This is a genomic window from Sphingomonas arvum, assembly GCF_026013565.1.
Taxonomy (GTDB): Bacteria; Pseudomonadota; Alphaproteobacteria; order Sphingomonadales; family Sphingomonadaceae; genus Sphingomicrobium; species Sphingomicrobium arvum.
In genome coordinates, this window is sequence record NZ_JAPDOB010000001.1 from 100,977 (window position 1) to 117,572 (window position 16,596).

Annotated in this window: 23 protein-coding genes; 14 read left to right on the forward strand and 9 right to left on the reverse strand. The window is 67.6% G+C overall.

Going from position 1 to position 16,596, the window contains the following annotated elements; translation table 11 throughout:
* Nucleotides 1-47 precede the first annotated feature (47 nt).
* Together OMW55_RS00510 and OMW55_RS00515 are read left to right on the forward strand one after the other, a co-directional pair.
* A complete protein-coding gene (locus tag OMW55_RS00510) occupies nucleotides 48-1,550 on the forward strand; it encodes a S10 family peptidase (protein WP_264880050.1) in 1,503 nt (500 codons plus the stop codon).
* A gap of 1 nt (nucleotide 1,551) precedes the next feature.
* Nucleotides 1,552-1,953, forward strand: a complete 402-nt coding sequence (locus OMW55_RS00515) for a GFA family protein (RefSeq protein ID WP_264880051.1) — start codon at nucleotides 1,552-1,554, stop codon at nucleotides 1,951-1,953.
* A gap of 3 nt (nucleotides 1,954-1,956) precedes the next feature.
* On the opposite strand, the gene OMW55_RS00520 is transcribed toward OMW55_RS00515, so the two are convergent.
* Nucleotides 1,957-2,448, reverse strand: coding sequence for a hypothetical protein (locus OMW55_RS00520; protein WP_264880052.1), 492 nt, complete (start codon nucleotides 2,446-2,448; stop codon nucleotides 1,957-1,959).
* Nucleotides 2,449-2,585: 137 nt separating this feature from the next.
* Between OMW55_RS00520 and ruvB the strand changes: the two genes are divergently transcribed.
* Nucleotides 2,586-3,626: a Holliday junction branch migration DNA helicase RuvB gene (ruvB, locus tag OMW55_RS00525; RefSeq protein WP_264880053.1), complete on the forward strand. Its 1,041-nt coding sequence runs from the start codon at nucleotides 2,586-2,588 to the stop codon at nucleotides 3,624-3,626.
* A complete protein-coding gene (locus OMW55_RS00530) occupies nucleotides 3,623-4,729 on the forward strand; it encodes a DUF3089 domain-containing protein (RefSeq protein WP_264880054.1) in 1,107 nt (368 codons plus the stop codon). The genes ruvB and OMW55_RS00530 overlap by 4 nt, the downstream gene beginning before the upstream one ends.
* On the opposite strand, the gene OMW55_RS00535 is transcribed toward OMW55_RS00530, so the two are convergent.
* Together OMW55_RS00535 and OMW55_RS00540 are read right to left on the reverse strand one after the other, a co-directional pair.
* The gene (locus tag OMW55_RS00535; protein ID WP_264880055.1) at nucleotides 4,726-4,932 is read right to left on the reverse strand and encodes a helix-turn-helix transcriptional regulator; all 207 of its coding nucleotides are present in this window, start codon (nucleotides 4,930-4,932) and stop codon (nucleotides 4,726-4,728) included. The genes OMW55_RS00530 and OMW55_RS00535 overlap by 4 nt on opposite strands.
* Nucleotides 4,925-5,458 carry a hypothetical protein gene (locus OMW55_RS00540; RefSeq protein ID WP_264880056.1) on the reverse strand — a complete coding sequence of 178 codons (534 nt, stop codon included), beginning with the start codon at nucleotides 5,456-5,458 and terminating at the stop codon, nucleotides 4,925-4,927. Before OMW55_RS00540 ends, OMW55_RS00535 begins: the two co-directional genes overlap by 8 nt.
* Nucleotides 5,459-5,574: 116 nt before the next feature.
* Between OMW55_RS00540 and OMW55_RS00545 the strand changes: the two genes are divergently transcribed.
* The 6 genes from OMW55_RS00545 to pal are packed head-to-tail and all read left to right on the forward strand — an operon-like array spanning nucleotide 5,575 to nucleotide 9,829.
* Nucleotides 5,575-6,036 (forward strand): acyl-CoA thioesterase, encoded by a 462-nt coding sequence (locus OMW55_RS00545; protein WP_264880057.1) that lies wholly within the window; start codon nucleotides 5,575-5,577, stop codon nucleotides 6,034-6,036.
* Nucleotides 6,033-6,722, forward strand: coding sequence for a protein TolQ (gene tolQ / locus OMW55_RS00550; protein WP_264880058.1), 690 nt, complete (start codon nucleotides 6,033-6,035; stop codon nucleotides 6,720-6,722). Before OMW55_RS00545 ends, tolQ begins: the two co-directional genes overlap by 4 nt.
* A complete protein-coding gene (gene tolR, locus OMW55_RS00555) occupies nucleotides 6,722-7,159 on the forward strand; it encodes a protein TolR (RefSeq protein WP_264880059.1) in 438 nt (145 codons plus the stop codon). The genes tolQ and tolR overlap by 1 nt, the downstream gene beginning before the upstream one ends.
* Entirely contained in the window at nucleotides 7,156-7,983 is an 828-nt protein-coding gene (locus OMW55_RS00560; protein WP_264880060.1) for a hypothetical protein, read from the forward strand. Before tolR ends, OMW55_RS00560 begins: the two co-directional genes overlap by 4 nt.
* Before the next feature lie 8 nt (nucleotides 7,984-7,991).
* Nucleotides 7,992-9,299: a Tol-Pal system beta propeller repeat protein TolB gene (gene tolB, locus OMW55_RS00565; protein WP_264880061.1), complete on the forward strand. Its 1,308-nt coding sequence runs from the start codon at nucleotides 7,992-7,994 to the stop codon at nucleotides 9,297-9,299.
* Between the two features lie 11 nt (nucleotides 9,300-9,310).
* Complete coding sequence (pal, locus tag OMW55_RS00570; RefSeq protein WP_264880062.1) at nucleotides 9,311-9,829, forward strand: peptidoglycan-associated lipoprotein Pal; 519 nt, start codon at nucleotides 9,311-9,313, stop codon at nucleotides 9,827-9,829.
* A gap of 101 nt (nucleotides 9,830-9,930) precedes the next feature.
* Here the strand turns inward: pal and OMW55_RS00575 are convergent, their stop codons facing one another.
* Together OMW55_RS00575 and panC are read right to left on the reverse strand one after the other, a co-directional pair.
* Entirely contained in the window at nucleotides 9,931-10,242 is a 312-nt protein-coding gene (locus tag OMW55_RS00575) for a hypothetical protein (RefSeq protein WP_264880063.1), read from the reverse strand.
* 68 nt (nucleotides 10,243-10,310) lie between these two features.
* Nucleotides 10,311-11,162 (reverse strand): pantoate--beta-alanine ligase, encoded by an 852-nt coding sequence (panC, locus tag OMW55_RS00580; protein ID WP_264880064.1) that lies wholly within the window; start codon nucleotides 11,160-11,162, stop codon nucleotides 10,311-10,313.
* A gap of 72 nt (nucleotides 11,163-11,234) precedes the next feature.
* Between panC and OMW55_RS00585 the strand changes: the two genes are divergently transcribed.
* Entirely contained in the window at nucleotides 11,235-12,017 is a 783-nt protein-coding gene (locus tag OMW55_RS00585) for a division plane positioning ATPase MipZ (protein WP_264880065.1), read from the forward strand.
* A gap of 57 nt (nucleotides 12,018-12,074) precedes the next feature.
* Nucleotides 12,075-13,454, forward strand: a complete 1,380-nt coding sequence (pgmG, locus tag OMW55_RS00590; RefSeq protein WP_264880066.1) for a phosphoglucomutase/phosphomannomutase PgmG — start codon at nucleotides 12,075-12,077, stop codon at nucleotides 13,452-13,454.
* 58 nt (nucleotides 13,455-13,512) lie between these two features.
* On the opposite strand, the gene OMW55_RS00595 is transcribed toward pgmG, so the two are convergent.
* Nucleotides 13,513-13,773, reverse strand: a complete 261-nt coding sequence (locus tag OMW55_RS00595) for a hypothetical protein (protein WP_264880067.1) — start codon at nucleotides 13,771-13,773, stop codon at nucleotides 13,513-13,515.
* Nucleotides 13,774-13,849: 76 nt separating this feature from the next.
* Nucleotides 13,850-14,317, reverse strand: coding sequence for a hypothetical protein (locus tag OMW55_RS00600; protein ID WP_264880068.1), 468 nt, complete (start codon nucleotides 14,315-14,317; stop codon nucleotides 13,850-13,852).
* Between the two features lie 70 nt (nucleotides 14,318-14,387).
* Here OMW55_RS00600 and msrA point away from each other — a divergent pair, with 70 nt between their 5' ends.
* On the forward strand, nucleotides 14,388-14,990 hold the full coding sequence (gene msrA, locus OMW55_RS00605; RefSeq protein WP_264880069.1) for a peptide-methionine (S)-S-oxide reductase MsrA: 603 nt from the start codon (nucleotides 14,388-14,390) through the stop codon (nucleotides 14,988-14,990).
* Nucleotides 14,991-15,123: 133 nt separating this feature from the next.
* On the opposite strand, the gene OMW55_RS00610 is transcribed toward msrA, so the two are convergent.
* A complete protein-coding gene (locus tag OMW55_RS00610; protein ID WP_264880070.1) occupies nucleotides 15,124-15,717 on the reverse strand; it encodes a hypothetical protein in 594 nt (197 codons plus the stop codon).
* A 192-nt stretch (nucleotides 15,718-15,909) separates the two neighbouring features.
* Between OMW55_RS00610 and OMW55_RS00615 the strand changes: the two genes are divergently transcribed.
* Nucleotides 15,910-16,167 (forward strand): DUF6894 family protein, encoded by a 258-nt coding sequence (locus tag OMW55_RS00615; protein WP_264880071.1) that lies wholly within the window; start codon nucleotides 15,910-15,912, stop codon nucleotides 16,165-16,167.
* Between the two features lie 78 nt (nucleotides 16,168-16,245).
* Here OMW55_RS00615 and OMW55_RS00620 read toward each other — a convergent pair whose 3' ends face one another.
* Nucleotides 16,246-16,440, reverse strand: coding sequence for a hypothetical protein (locus OMW55_RS00620; RefSeq protein WP_264880072.1), 195 nt, complete (start codon nucleotides 16,438-16,440; stop codon nucleotides 16,246-16,248).
* Nucleotides 16,441-16,596: the final 156 nt, after the last annotated feature.

The following is a 16,596-nucleotide window of genomic DNA, read 5'->3' on the forward strand; positions in this document are numbered from 1 at the left end:
ACCGAGCCGCCAATGATCACGGCGAGCACAGGGCAAAGGGTGTCTGCATGAAGTATCGCTTGGGCGCGGCTGCGGTCGCGCTGGTTGTGTGTGCCTCAGGCGCGGCGGCGCAGCAGGGCAAGGACAAGGAAGCTTCCCCACCGCCTGTCGCCGACATGAAGCCGCAGGTCGTCACCACCCGCCACCAGGGCGTGTTCGGCGGCGTGCGGACCAACTATTCCGCGACGATCGGCGAGACGCTCATCAAGAACGACGAGGGCGTGCCGCAGGTGGCGGTGGTCACCACCGCCTACGTCCGGGAACCGCGCGACCCGAAACGGCCCGTCTTCTTCCTGTTCAACGGCGGCCCCGGCTCTGGCTCCGTGTGGCTGCAGATGGGCGCATTCGGGCCCAAGCGCGTCGCCATTCCGTCCGATGCCCGCGACGATGGCGCGCCGCCTTATCCGCTGCTCGACAATCCAGACTCGCTACTGGACGTTGCCGACCTGGTGTTCATCGACCCGCCCGGGACCGGCTTCTCGCACCTGATCGGCAAGGCCGACCCGAAGGAATATTACGGCGTCACGCAGGACGCCAAGCTGGTAGCCGAGGTGATCCGCCGCTGGCTGAACGACAATGGTCGATGGGGCAGCCCCAAGTTCCTCGGCGGCGAAAGCTACGGCACGACTCGCTCGGCCGCGGTCGTCAACCAGCTGGAAGGCTCGACCTACAACGACGTGGGCCTCAACGGCGTAATCCTCATCTCCACCGTGCTCGACTTCGCCGCTGGCTCCGACACGCCGGGCAACGAGCTGGGCTACATCACGAACCTGCCGTCGATGGCGGCGACCGCGCTCTACCACGGCAAGGCGCAGAGCCCGTCGGTCGAGCAGTTCGCCGAGGAAGCCCGGCAATTCGCGCTCGGCCCCTACGCCGCCTTCCTCCTGAAGGGTCAGCGCGCCACCGCTGAGGAGCGCACCGCCATCCGCGGTCCGCTTGCCCGGTTCACCGGTCTCTCCGAAAGCTATCTCGAGCAGGCCGACCTGCGCGTCACGCCCGACCGCTTCTACAAGCAGCTGCTGCGCGACCGGGGACTGACCATCGGCCGCCTCGACACGCGCTACACCGGGCGCGACTATGACAATGCCGGTGAGAGCCCCGACAACGACCCCAGCTTCTACGGCATCGACGCGGGCTATACCTCGGCGATCAACAGCTGGGCGCGCGGCAGCCTCGGCTTCCGCACCGACCGCGAATACCAGTCGATCAGCGGCATCGGCGCACAATGGGATTGGCGCATTGGCGGCCGCGACAGCAACGCTTACCTGAACGTCGCACCGTACATCGGCCGCGCGCTGCGCGAGAACAGTGGGCTCCGGGTGTTCGTCGGCCAGGGCTATTATGACTTCGCCACCCCCTTCTTCGCCGCCGAATATGCCCTGTCGCGCACCGGCATCCCGCAGGATCGCGTGCAGTTCCATTACTATCACGCCGGCCACATGATGTACGTGCGCGACGAGGACCGGGCCAAGCTGACCCGCGACATCCGCGCGTTTATCCGGGGCCGCTAAGGTGGCGACGACCCGCATTGCCGCTTGCGCTTGTGGGCAGCTGCGGGTTGCGTGCACGGGCGATCCGGTGCGGGTGTCGGTGTGTCACTGCCTCGATTGCCAGAAGCGCAGCGGCAGCAGCTTCGCCGCCCAGGCCCGCTGGCAAGTTGCGGACGTGGCGATCACCGGCATCAGCCACCACCTCGACAGGCCCGGTGAAAACGGGACCATGCGGTTCCACTTCTGCCCGGACTGCGGCGGCGGGCTCTACTACCTGCCGGCCGGAGACCCGAACGGGCTCGTGGCGGTCGCGGTCGGCGGCTTCGCCGATCCTTCATTCCCGCAGCCGGACTATTCCGTGTACGAAGGGCGCAAGCACCGCTGGGTCGCGATCACCGGCGACGGCATCGACCATTACGACTGACGCTCAGCGGAGCAGTCCGCGGGTCAGCGCCCGTCCGGCGTAGGCCAGGAACAGCACTGCCGCGACGGCGATCAGGATTGGCATGACCGCATTCGGTCCTTCCGTCATGACGGGCGGCGGGGGCGGGCCGAGATATTGCCAGCCGAAGCTCAGCGCCATGCCCATCAGCGACAGCGCGAAGGCGGTTACCGCATGCCGGCTGCGCAGCAGCAGCAGGAGCGATCCAGCCACCGCGCCCCAGACCGCCAGTCCCCAGCCGATCGATGCCCAAGTCGGGAAGGCATCGATGTAGTTCAGGATGACCTGCGGATCGCCCATTTGCCCTAGATAAGCCTCGTTGCGGGTCCGGGTCATGAGATAGTCCACCGCGCCGAACCCGTTCCACAGCAATGCGACAATCCCGACCGCCCACAGGTGCCATGGCGTGCGGCGGGGGCCAGCGGGCCGGGCCTGACCAGTGCTGATACCTGGATCATGGAGGACGGTGTCGCTCATGCTCGTTTCTCCCCTGACGAAACGGGCCCGGGACGCGACTGGGGTCCGGCCATTCGATGAGGCTCCCAAAGCAAGCGCTTGTCAAGCAAGCATGCCCCCCTGTGCAGCCCGCACGCTCCTGTGCCACAAGTGCCGCGATGGCCACCGATCCCGCCCGCCTGACCACCCCCGAGCGCACTGCGGAGGACGCCGATGCCGCACTTCGGCCCAAGAGCCTTGACGAGTTCGTCGGCCAGCAAGCCGCGCGTGAGAACCTCCGCGTGTTCATCAGCGCAGCGAAGGCGCGCGGCGAGGCGCTGGACCACGTCCTGTTCTTCGGCCCGCCGGGCCTGGGCAAGACAACCCTGGCGCAGATTGTCGCGCGCGAGATGGGCGTTGGCTTCCGCGCCACCTCCGGCCCGGTCATCGCCAAGTCGGGCGACCTCGCCGCCCTGCTCACCAACCTTGAGGACGGCGACGTCCTGTTCATTGACGAAATCCACCGCCTCAACCCGGCAGTGGAGGAAGTGCTCTATCCCGCGATGGAGGATCGCGCACTCGACCTGATGATCGGGGAGGGCCCGTCCGCCCGCTCGGTCCGGATCGACCTGCCGCGCTTCACTTTGGTCGGTGCCACCACCCGCCAGGGCCTGCTGACCACGCCGCTCCGCGACCGGTTCGGCATTCCGGTGCGCCTCAACTTCTATACTGTGGCGGAGCTGATACAGGTGGTGCGGCGTGCTGCCCGGCTGCTCGGTGCCGACCTCACGGAGGACGGGGCCGAGGAAGTCGCCCGCCGCAGCCGCGGCACCCCGCGCATTGCCGGCCGGCTGCTGCGCCGCGTGCGCGACTTCGCTTATGCCGCCGGCGACGACCGGATCGACACCGCGACCGCCGACCGGGCGCTGACCCGCCTGGAGATCGACGCCCTCGGCCTAGACGCGATGGACAGGCGTTACCTCCTGATGATCGCCGACCTCTACAATGGCGGCCCAGTCGGGGTGGAGACGCTCGCCGCCGGCTTGAGCGAACCCAGGGACACGATCGAGGACGTGATAGAGCCCTACCTCATCCAATTGGGCCTGGTCGCCCGTACCGCCCGCGGCCGCTACCTCAATGGCCGCGCCTGGACCCACCTTGGCCTCAACCCGCCCGCCGGCACCACGCCGGGCCTGTTCGACGGAAATGGAGTGACATGATCCCCCTTCTCGCCCTCGCCGCCGTGCAGGCCGCCGCCCCCGCCGCCGCGCCCGATTACCGCCAGGAGAGCGCCTGGCTGTGCCTGCCCGGCCGCGCCGACGTCTGCTCGACGCCGCTCGCTACCACCGCGCTCAATCCGAACGGCTACGGCTCCAACGGCCGCAGCACGGTAGCAGCCAACCCGCGGCTCGACTGCTTTTATGTCTATCCGACGGTGTCCCGGGATCGCGGGCTCAACAGCGATCTTGCGGTCAGCGAGGAACAGGGCGTCGCCGAGGTCCAGTTCGCCCGCTTCGCTTCCGTATGCCGGACCTTCGCACCCGTTTACCGCCAGATGACGTTGGGTGCGGTCGCCGCCTCCGCCGCAGGCGCCGACATCCGGGCGGCCGGCGCGCTGGCCTATGGCGACGTCCTCGCCGCCTGGCGCAACTACCTCGCCACCCGCAACAACGGGCGACCGTTCGTGCTGATCGGCCACAGCCAGGGCAGTCTCATGCTGCAGCAGCTGATCGCGCGGGAGATCGAGGGAAAGCCGGTCGCCCGCCAGATGCGGCTCGCGATCATCCCCGGCTTCAACCTTCTGGTGCCGCAGGGCCGGCTGACCGGCGGCACGTTCAAGACGACGCCGCTGTGCAGCCGCCCCGGCGAGACCGGCTGCGTCGTCAGCTACGTCAGCTTCCGCACCCGCAACCCGCCGCCGGCCGGCGCGCTGTTCGGCAACGCGTCGGCGCCCGGCATGACGGTCGGCTGCGTCAACCCGGCCGCGGTCGGCAGTCGCGACTGGCGGAGTCTCGATAGCTACTGGTACGCCCGCTCGGCCCAGCCGGTCCCCGGCGGCCCGATCCAGTGGTCGACGGAGGGCGCTCCGCCCACGCCATTCCTGCGCACCGAAGGCCTGGTCTCCGCCCGCTGCGTCAACGACGGGCCGCGCGGCTACCTGGAAGTGCGGGTCAACTCCGACCCCACCGACAAGCGCACCGACCGCATCGGCGGCGAAGTGGGCTTGGGCGGGTTCTTCCTCCCAGGCTGGGGCATGCACCTCAACGACCTGCCCCAAGCGCAAGGCGACCTCATCCGGCTGGTTGAAACGGTGAGCCGCTAGGCTTCCACCCAGAACAGCTCCTCGACCGGCCGCTCCAGCACCGCGGCGAGCTTCAGCGCGAGCACGGTGGACGGCACGAACACGCCATTTTCCACCGTGTTCACGGTCTTGCGGCTGACGCCAACCCGTTCGGCGAGTTCCGCCTGCGTCCAGCCGAGTTCCCCGCGACGGTCCTTCAATCGGTTGCTGAGCCGCTCAGCCATGGGCGTGGGCACGCCGTTCGAGCACGCCCCAGCGCAGCAGGGCGGTGGCGATCCCGAAGGTCATGATGATGTGCACGGCCTCGCGCCCGGTGACCGGCTCGAACATGCCCAGCACGTAGACTGCCACCGCGGTGCCCATTGCGAACAGGAAGCCCCAGCGCATGGCCTCGTTCCGGTTGGCCTGCGTGTTCTCGTCCTCCATCAGGTCGCGGACTGCGCGCGGCTCCAGCCAGAAGCTCTTGGTCGCGAGCGCGGCCAACAGGACCAGCGAAAGGACCAGCCAGGCGCTCATCTTGACCCGCTCGACCGGGGCATGCTCCGCGCCGGGCATCTGCGAGAAGAACATCGCCTGCTGCGTCAGGAACACGACGGCGAGCGCCGGGAGCATCCGCGCCCGTCGCTGGCTCAGCTGGTCGGCGCGCTCCACGGTTGTCATCGGCCGGCGCCGATCCCGCCACTTGATGATCACGGCGATGGTCACACCCACGGCGAGCCCCGCCAGCAGACCTAGGAGATACGAGTTCATACTAGTCCCCTGATGTAACCTGTTGGTGACAAGTAACCTGTGAGTTACATCGTCGTCAAGCCCCATCTCGTCGCGCTCCGTTTGCCCTGCCGCGCCCGCGTCGGTAACGCGCCGCCATGACGTTACCGGATCTGGACACACCCTATCGCGGCGGATTTCTGGGCCGGGAGCATCGCTTCGCGCTCACCGTCTATTTCGAGGACACGGACACCGCGGGCATCGTCTACTATGCCAACTACCTCAAGTTCATGGAGCGGGCTCGCTCCGACATGCTGCGCGCCGTCGGAGTCGACCAGAAGGCCGCGATGGACGCCGCACAAGGTGTCTATGCCGTGGCGGAGGCGAACATTCGCTACCTGCGTCCTGCGAAGCTCGGCGACGACCTGCTGGTGGTGTCCACAGTCGAGCAGGTCCGCGCCGCGTCCGTCCTGATTCATCAGCGAGTCATGCGCGGAACCGAACAACTGACGGACGCGCGGGTTACCGCGGCCTTCCTGACCATGGACGGCCGCCCGACCCGCCAGCCGCGGGAGTGGGTCGACGTGTTCAAACGCATCATGGGGGGAGAAGGCGCATGAGTGCCGCCGCCGCGCCGTCCGACCTGATGAGCCCGCTGGCGCTGTTCCTGCACGCCGACGCGGTGGTGAAGATCGTCATGATCGGCCTGTTGCTGGCCAGCGTGTGGACCTGGGGGATCATCATCACCCATGCGCTGCGCCTGCGCCGACTGAACCGAGCCAGCGACAGCTTCGAACGGGACTTCGCCGCGGCCAAGGACCTCGATGCCTTTCATGCCAGTCGCGGCGCCGACCCCGTTCCGCATGCGCGGATCGTCTCGGCCGGCCTCGACGAATGGCGCCGCTCGGTGCGGGTCAAGGCCGCCGACCGCTCCGGCGCCCGCGAACGCCTGTCCACGGTCATGAACGCGGAGGTCGCGGGCGAACTCGACCGGCTTGGTGACCGCCTCAACATCCTTGCCACGGTTGGCTCCGTCGCGCCCTTTGTCGGCCTGTTCGGCACGGTATGGGGCATCATGCGCAGCTTCACCGCGATTGCCGGCGCGAACAACACGTCGCTGGCCGTGGTCGCCCCCGGCATCGCGGAGGCGCTGTTCGCCACCGCCATCGGCCTGTTCGCCGCGATCCCCGCCGTGATCGCCTACAACCGCCTGACCCACGGCCTCGACCGGCTGGAAGCGCGGCTCGGCCGCTTTGCCGACCGCTTCCACGCCACCCTTAGCCGCGAGCTCGAACTGGAGGGCTGATGGGCGCCTCGCTCAAGACCCGCCGCCGCGGCGGCCGCCGTGCCCCCATGGCGGAGATCAACGTCACCCCGCTGGTCGACGTCATGTTGGTGCTGCTGATCATCTTCATGGTGACCGCACCGCTGCTGGTCGCCGGCGTCCCGGTCGACCTGCCCGAAAGCCGCGCCGGCGCGCTCGAGCAGCAGGCACAGCCGGTGCAGGTCGCGCTGGACGGGCAAGGCAACATCTTCGTCGATGACCAGCCCGTCGCCGCCGCCGCCCTGTCGCAGGAGCTGGCCCGGATCGCCGCCGAACCCGCCCCGCCCGAGGGCCGCCGCATCTACCTGCGCGCCGACCGCGCGCTCGACTACGGCAAGGTGATGGCGGTCATGGGTGAACTCAATCGCGCCGGCCTGAACCGCGTCGCCCTGGTCAGCGTCGGGGGCGATGGTCCGTGAGGCTCGACCGCGGCGAAGTTGGCGGCACCGGCCTTGCGCTGCTGCTCCATGCCGGGCTGATTGCCGCCCTCACCATGAGCCTTGCCGGCGTTCCACCCAAACCCGAACCGCCGGCGATGGAAGTTGAGTTCGTCGACTCGCCCGAAGTGGCGTTGACCGCCGGCGCACCAACGCCGCTTGCTCCATCACCGGCCCAAGCAACCGCACCGGCCGAACCGGCCGAACCAACAGTGCCGCAGCCCGCCCCGGCACCGCCGCCGCCAATCCCTTCGCCAGCACCGCGGATCGAACCCACTCCCGCGCCCCGGCCAACGCCCGCCCCGCGCGCAGCTCCGCCGCAGCCGCGCCCCACCCCAACGCCGCCGCGCAGCACCGCGCGTCCACTCGACAGCCTGCGCCTGCCGCCTGCGCCGCGCGCCTCCCGCCTGGGCGACGACTTCCTTCAAGGCATCGGCGACGCGCCGTCCCGCGCTCCCGCCCAGTCGGCCGCGACCTTCAGCGCCGAGGCCAAGGCCAGCGTCGACAGCGCGATCAAACGCCAGATCCAGCCCTGCGCCAACCGCCAGCCGGCGCTTGGCTCCGGCGCGGAGCGGATCCGGGTCGTCCTCAACCTTCGCCTTGACCGGTCGGGCCGGCTGTCGCGTCCGCCCACCGTGGTCCGGACCAGCGGCGTGGACGACGACAACGATCGCTACGAACAGCCGGTGATCGACCAGGCCATTGCCGTCTACCGCGCCTGCTCGCCCCTGCGCCTGCCGGCCGAGCTGTACAGCACGCCGCAAGGTGGCTGGGGCAACATCAACATGACCTACCGGGTACCGTGAGGGGACATATGAGATCCATTCTGCCTGCCATGCTGGGGCTGCTGGCGCTGTCCACGCCCGCCTTCGCGCAGGACGAACCACCACCGGTCGAAGTCGACATCGTCGGCGGCGGCGTCCGTACGGGCACAGTCGTAGCCGTGCCCGCGCTGCCGGTGCAGAACGCACCGCTGGCCTACGGCCGTGACATCGCCGCGACCATCGCGTCGGGCTTGCGCACCACCGGCCTGTTCAATCCGATCGGTCCGACCGGCATCCCCAACTACCCCTATGCCCAGGCCAACACGCCCGACTTCCCGACCTGGCGCTCGGCCGGAGCGGCGCAGCTGGTCACCGGCTTTGTCGAGGGCCGGCCGGACGGCAACCTGACGGTCGGCTGCTACCTGTTCGACGTCGCCTCCGGCCGCGAGCTGGTGCGGCAGGGTTTCGCAGTCAGCCAGGGCAACTGGCGCCGTGCCGCCAACAAGTGCGCCGACGCCATCTACTCACGGCTGACCGGGGAGGGCGCGTTCCTTGACACCCGCGTCGTGTTCGTTGCCGAAACCGGGCCGAAGAACCGCCGTCTGAAGCGCATCGCCATCATGGACTCGGACGGCTCCAACCTCCGTTACCTGACGGAAGGCGAGGCGACAGTGGTCACCCCGCGCTTCTCGCCTGACGGCAACCGGCTGGCCTATCTGTCCTACGCCGGGAGGCGCGGGCGGGTGTGGGTCATGGACATCGGCACCGGCAACAAGCGCCTGCTGGTGCCCGGCCTGGTCCAGACCTCCGCACCGCGCTTCTCCCCAGACGGCCGCCGCATCGCCTTTGCCATGAGCCAAGGGGGCAACACCGACATCTACGTCACCGCCGCAGATGGTAGCGGGGCGCCTGTCCGCCTGACCACCGCGCCCGGGATCGACACCAGCCCGGACTTTTCGCCGGACGGCAGCCGCATCGTGTTCGAGAGCGACCGCTCGGGATCTCAGCAACTGTACGTCATGAACGTTGACGGCTCGGGCCAGCGGCGGATCAGCTTTGGCGGCCCGTCGGCCTCGCCGGCGTGGAGCCCGCGCGGCAATCGCATCGCCTTTGTCCGCACCGGCGCTTTCCGCATCGGGGTGATCAACCCCGACGGCTCGGGTGAGCGCATCCTGACCGATGGCTGGCAGGACGAAAGTCCCAGCTGGGCACCCAACGGCCAGTTCGTCATGTTCAACCGCTTCACCCCGTCCGGCCAGTCGACCCTGTTTGCGGTCCCGGTCGGTGGCGGCCAGGCCCGTCGCCTGCCCACCCCGCAGGACGGCTCCGACCCAAGCTGGTCGCCACTTCAGCGCTAAGGAGAACAGATATGCGCACCACCCTCATCATCGCCGCCTCGGTCCTGGCGCTCGGCGTCGCCGGCTGCGGCAAGAAGCCAGCGCCCGCCACGGTGGCACCCGCCGCGACGGACGGGCAGGGCACGGTCGCCAGCACGAACAACGACGACGTCGGCCTGGTCGAGCTGCCCGGCAGCCAGGCCGCGCTGGTCGCGGCGGCCGGCACCGACACCATCCTGTTCAACACCGACCAGTCCGACCTCGACGATCAGGACCGCGCAGTACTGACGGCGCAGGCCCGGTGGCTGGTTGCCAACCCGAATGTGCGCGCGAGCATCGAAGGCCATGCCGACGAACGCGGCACGCGCGAGTACAACCAGGCGCTCGGCGAGCGCCGGGCCAACGCAGCCAAGAATTTCCTGCTGACGCAAGGCGTGCCCGACAGCCGTCTCCTGGTGATCAGCTGGGGCAAGGAGCGCCCGGCCGCGACCGGCACCGGCGAGGCCGCCTGGGCCCAGAACCGCCGCGCCGTGACGGTGATCGTGCGTTAGTTTTCGGTCGTCCTGAGCGGAGCGCAGCGCAGTCGAAGGGCGTCAGGACAGCGCCCTTCGACTACAGCCCTGTGGGCTTCCGCTCAGGACGAACGGGTGTCTCAAGCCGCGTAACGCTGCCCCACGGCGGACCCGCTCACCGCCAGCCACGCCCGCGCCGCCCGCTGAGCCTCAGCGATCTCGCGCGCCGTCATCTCGACGCTGATCTCGGCCCGGCAGTGCTGGCCGCGCGTGCAACCGTTCAGCGCGGCCAGGTTGAACCACTTGTGCGCTTCGATGAGGTCGACGGCGACGCCCCCACGCCCCGTCGAATAGCTGACACCAAGTTCGAACAGCGCGTCGACATTGCCGCGCTCCGCATCGCTGAGCCGGCTGCGCAGCAGAAACTCGGCGCCCTTGTGACTGATTGCCATGATCCAAATCCTCTCCCTGTTGAGAGGCAAGCTCCACTCGTTACGCTACCGAATGGTTAACGACGCAATCACCGTGGCTCCTGTGGCATCGATGACACAGCCATGTTGTCGATCAGCCGTGTCGACCCGATGGTCGCCGCCGCGATCAGCCGCATGGCTCCGCCAGGCTGCTCCAGCGGTTCCAGCCTGTCCGCATCCACCAGCGCCAGATAGTCGACGCTCTCGAACCCGCTCGCGATCACCGCGGCCTTGGCCTCCGCCAGCACGCCATCTACCGGCTCTCCCGCCGCGATCCGACGCTCCGCCTCACCCAGCGCCCGGGGCAGGGCCAGCGCCCGCGTCCGCTCGTCCGCGCTAAGGTATGCATTGCGCGACGACAGCGCCAGGCCGTCCGCGTCCCGCACCGTCGGCACCCCGATGATCTGCACCGGCAGGCCCAGGTCCGTCGCCATTCGCCGGATCACCGCCAGCTGCTGGAAGTCCTTCTCACCGAACAAGGCCACGTCCGGCGCCGCCGCGAGCAGCAGCTTTGCCACCACCGTTGCCACCCCCGCGAAGTGCCCGGGCCGAGCCGCGCCCTCCCAGCGCTCGCTGACCCCGCTCACCGTCACCGTGGTCGCGAACCCGGCCGGGTACAGTTGCTCAGGCGTCGGCAGCCAGACGAGGTCGCAGCCTTCCCGCTCCAGCAAGGCCAGATCCTGCTCCTCCTGCCGCGGATAGCGCCCCAAGTCCTCGCCCGCACCGAATTGGAGCGGATTGACGAAGATCGTCGCCGCCACCTGGTCCGCTCGGGCGCGGCCTTCGCGAACCAGCGTCAGGTGCCCTTCGTGCAGCGCGCCCATCGTCGGCACCAGGCTCAGCGTGCCCGCCAGGCCACGGCGCGCCTTGCGCAGCTCCGCGATGGAACGGATGATTTGCACCGTTGATTCCCCTGCCTTAAACCGCTTGGCCAGAGGGCGCCCTCGCCAGCGCCGGGGAAAAGATCAAGAGCGATGACCAATCCGCATTTCGTCGTGTTCGCCAATGAAAAGGGTGGCACCGGCAAATCGACCACCGCCGTCCACACCGCTGTGGCGCTGGCCGCCTCCGGCCACCGTGTCGGCGTGCTCGACCTCGACCATCGCCAGCGCACCACCACCCGCTATCTTGAGAACCGAGCCGCCACCATGCGCCGCCTGGACACCGCGCTGCCGCAGCCCGCGTTCGAGGTGATCGACGACCTCTCCGAAGAAGCGCTTGCCCGCTCGCTGGAGCGACTTTCGCCGCAGGCCGACGTCATCGTCGTCGATACGCCCGGCCGCGACGATCCCGTCGCCCGCGCCGCCATCCTCAAGGCCGACACCCTGGTCACGCCGATGAACGACAGCTTCGTCGACCTCGACCTCATCGGCCAGGTCCATCCCGACAACTTCAAGATCACCAAGCCCAGCTTCTACGCCGAGCTGATCTGGAACAGCCGGACCCAGCGCGCCAAGGCGACGGGCAAGAGCGTGGACTGGGTCGTCCTCCGGAACCGCTTGCAGCATATACAGAGCCATAACCTGCAGCGCGTCGGCGCCGCGCTCGACGAACTCGCCCGCCGGGTGGGCTTCCGCGTCATTCCGGGTCTTGGTGAGCGCGTGATCTACCGCGAACTGTTTCCCAAGGGTCTCACCCTTCTCGACCTCCAGCAGATTGGCGAAGTCGGCCTCGGCCACATCGCCGCCCGCCAGGAACTGCGCGAGATGATCGCCGCGCTCGGCATCCCCGGCGCCGAGGCACGCGAAGCCGCCTGATCCCGCGCTTTTCGCGGATGGATGAACAAAGCAGCGCTTGCTACGTTCGGCCGCGTAATGACTCACACATTCGATAGCACCATCCTCCGCGAGTACGACATTCGCGGCATCGTCGGTTCCACGCTCCACGAAGCGGACGCCTACGCCCTCGGCCGTAGCTTCGCCGCCCACGCCCGCGACGAGGGCGTCACCCGCCTGGCCGTCGGACGCGATGGCCGCACCCATTCGCCAATGATGGAAGCGGCGCTGATCCGCGGCCTCACCGAAGGCGGCGTTGACGTGCTGCGCACCGGCCTCGGCCCCTCGCCGATGCTCTACTGGGCAGTGGCCGAACTGGACGTCGGCGGCGGCATCCAGATCACCGGCAGCCACAATCCGGCCGAGTATAACGGCTTCAAGATGCTGCTCTCCGGCCGGTCTGTGTTCGGCGCCGAGATCCAGGCACTTGGGGTTCGCTCCGCCGAAGGCCGCTGGAGCGAAGGCGAGGGCACGGTGTCGGACGTGGATATCCACGACGACTATGTCGACCGACTGGTCGAGGACTTCCAGGGCGGCGAGTTCCGCATCGGCTGGGACGCCGGCAACGGCGCCGCCGGTCCGACGGTCGAGAAATTGATCAAGCGCTTGGGCGGCGAACACCACACGCTGTTCACCGACGTCGACGGCAGTTTCCCCAACCACCATCCCGACCCGACGGTCGAGAAGAACCTGGAGCACCTCAAGGCGCTCGTCGCGGAGAAGAAGCTCGACTTCGGCATCGCATATGACGGGGACGGCGACCGCATCGGTGCGATCGACAGCCAGGGCCGGGTGATCTGGGGCGACCAGCTTGTCTCCATCCTCGCCGTGCCGGTGCTACAGGCGAACCCCGGCGCCCCGATCATTGCCGACGTCAAGGCCAGCCAGATGCTGTTCGATCGCATCGCGGAGCTCGGCGGGCAGCCGGTGATGTGGAAGACCGGCCACAGCCTGATCAAGTCTAAGATGAAGGAAACGGGCGCGCCGCTGGCAGGCGAGATGAGCGGCCACATCTTCTTCAAGCACCGCTGGTATGGCTTCGACGACGCGCTCTACGCCTCCGTCCGGCTGATCGAGGCGATCGACCAGTCGGGCAAGAGCCTGACCGAACTCAAGGACGCCATGCCAGAGACGCTGGTCACGCCCGAGCTGCGCTTCCCGGTCGACGAGGTGCGCAAGTTCGCGGTGATCGACGAGATCCTCGCCCGCCTGTCGCAGAACGGCGCCAGCGTTAACAAGACAGATGGCGCCCGCGTCATGAACGACGACGGCTGGTGGTTGCTGCGCGCATCAAACACTCAGGACGTGCTCGTTGCCCGTGCCGAAGCCCAGGACGGCGCCGGCCTGGAGCGGCTGATGGCCCAGATCGATGACCAGCTTGCCCAGAGCGGAGTCGAGCGGGTCGAGGCCGACCACTAGGCTTACCTTGCCTCTGCGTTCTTGCGCGGCGAGGGCGCAGTGGCGGCATGGGGACCGCTCAGTCGTGGCGCTTGGTTGCGTCGGTCACGTGTTGATCGTGCCCGCTCTTGTCGCTGAAGAAGGCGGCTGCGAACAGCCCGCAGCCGAGCAGCACCGACAGGAACACGCCCGCAACGACGGCGATCACCATTGACGGGTACAGCTCGCCCGACGAGCCGAGGTAGAGCAGCGCCAGCACCGTCGCGGCGATGCCGATCATGACGATCCACTTCATCACCCGCCGGAACTCGGCGGCGGCCTTGGTTTGGTCTGTTGCCATGGGCCGCTCCTAGATCATGCACTCACCAAGTGAATTGGACATTATGCCCACGCCCACCAATTGCGGGCCTGCGCCGCTAGGGTCGCCGCTCCGTACCCGCGCGCGCACTCGCGCCCACCGAAACGCTGACCTTCGGCCGCGCCTTCGCCTGGGCCGCGCGATACTGCTCATACTCATCCGGCTTGGTTCGGAACGGCTGCCGCCAGTCCTCGCCCCTGGCCGCCAGCACCATCGCTTCGACCGACTTGATGGCGGCGGGCAGGATCGGGATCACGCTGCCCCCTTGGCATTTAGACGGCTCGTCGTGGCAGCTGCCCGCAACCGCTTCGGCCTGCGCCGTGCGGGTGTCGGTCGGCAGTGCCTCACGCGCCCGGACGCCAGCCAGCACTCCCGGATCGATCCGGTAGTCGGGGATCCGCCGCGCGCAAACGGTGACGTCCGCCTCGGCGCTCCGCTCGGGGCAGGGCGGGGGCAGGAGGTTGATGACCACCGGCGCAGGCGGCTCCGCCACTGCCAAAGCATTTGCTGCAAGTATCGCCAGCATGGGTCGTCTCCCGTTCAGGTCGCCCGCCGAAGGTGTTAAGGTAGCACACCACATCACGCGAGGTTCTGCCATGCCCCATCGCTTCGCCATTGCCGTCCTCCCCCTGCTGGCGACAGCGGCCCCGGCCGCTGCCGCGCCCGCGCGGGAGACGGCGGTGCTTGCCGGGGGCTGCTTCTGGGGCATGGAAGCGGTGTTCGAGCATGTCCGCGGCGTCACAGACGTCGTCTCCGGTTACGCGGGCGGGTCGGCGCGGGACGCCACCTATGCCGCCGTCAGCACCGAGCGGACCGGCCATGCCGAGGCGGTGCGCATCACCTATGATCCGCGCCAAGTCAGCTACGGCCAACTGCTCGCCATCTTCGCCCGCGTCGCGCACGACCCAACGCAGCTAAACCGCCAGGGTCCTGACACCGGCCCCAGCTACCGCTCCGCGATCTTCCCGCAGAACCCCGCCCAGGCCGCTGCGGCTCGCGCCTTTCTCGCCAGTCTGCGGGCGTCCGGCCGCTTTCGCCAGCCGGTGGTGACCCGCATCGAGAACGGCAGCTTCACGCCCGCCGAAGCGGCGCACCAGGACTTCGCCCGTCGCTATCCGTCTCACCCGTACATCGTTGTCAACGACCGGCCCAAGGTCGCCGCCCTGAAGCGGCGCTATCCCGCTTTCTTCCGCGGATAGGAACAAACCGCTGTCCTACACGTAGGCAATTATATACTTGAGAAAGCAGACTCAGGTTTGTCTATTTGTGATCAGGACGGCGAGCTAACCGATTCGGTGATCACTCCAGAGATGGAGGACGCTGGCGCGATGACTATCCTCGACGCCGATATGGACTCAGTAAGCTTCCAACAGCTGGCGAGAGAGGTGTTCCTGGCAATGCTGTCGGCTTCGGCCAAGGCGGCAGATCAGAGAGAGCACGTTCTGTCTCTGCAGCCCGGTCCGCCATCGAACCAATCTCACGGCTGAACTCTAGGAAGCTTTCGTAATCGGCAAGCTTGCTGGCGCGTGCCTCGCTCGGGATTGCTGGGGTGACGCGGTGCTTCCAGCCGAACAGCCGCGCGTCATCCCGCCTCAGCCAAAGCCAGTGAACAATCTCGTTACGCCTGGCCTTGTTAGCCGCCACCCATTTTACGATTTCGCGAACCTCATCGAATTGCGCTTTATGGGCGTCGGTAAGATCGGGATGCACTTGCTCCCAAGTCCGCGTAAGTCGCCTTAGGGCCTTCAACCGGTTATCGGGCGAGAGATCTTCGGTCAGTGCTTGGGCCAGCATCTCGTCACTGTGCACGAGCTTCGCTAGGATGCCTTCCAGCGAAAGGTCCAACCAGCTCCACGTTGCCGCTACGGAGCCGATCGCAGCCAACTGGTTGATTGTTGGCCACGCGGTGCTGGGGATGCCCTTCATAGGCGACGGGTGAGAAGGGTCGAAAGGCATGTCAGAGACCGATCAGAAGCGAGAGGACGAGGTTTTAAAGCGGATGCTGGCGACCAAGCCGAAGCCGCACAAGCCTTCACAACAGGAACAACGGACCGGGACGCCTGAGAAACGGTAGGAACGCGATTTGACCGCACGCGCTTGCGAATGCAGGAGAGCGCCGTGCCACTCTATCATATCCAGCTTCGCACCGAGTCCCATGTCCAGACAGCGTTAGACGTTGAGCGAGACGATCTCACCGCCTTGCGGAAGGAATTGGCCCAGTTCGTCGGACGGCTACTGATGGATCATGCAGATCAAATCTGGGTCGATGAGGATTGGCGCGTCGATGTGACCGACGACACCGGGCTCATCCTCTTCGTCATGGAAATTCAGGCCACCGACTCGGCTGCAACGATGAGCTACCGCCCAAACCGATAAACCCGTGCTTTCGTCGGGCCTACTGGTCGCAATAAGTCAAAGGCCGCCGTAGCCCGAGAGCCACGGCGGCCAGAACCGTTAAAGAAGACTGAGCTGGTTGGAGTCACCACGCTTGCCGGTGTTGATCTCAGAGACCCGTCCCTGATTCCATCCTAGCTCAGCAGCGATGTCGTGCTGGTTCTCGCCGATGGCAAGCCTAGCACGAACCCAGCGGTAGTTCTCTTCGTTAAGTGGCGCACGGATGCGCTTCTTCTTCGGCTCGTCGAACAACATGGGAGTGTTCCTCCATGAAGGCAGCCGACGCTTGACGTGGAGTCCGTTCTGCGGGAAAGGTCCCGCGTCGGGAGTGTTCCAGACTGTGCGCGCCGACCAGGAATGCACAGTTTGCCCCGACACAGGGCTCGGTGGTTGCACACCGGGCCCTAGCCA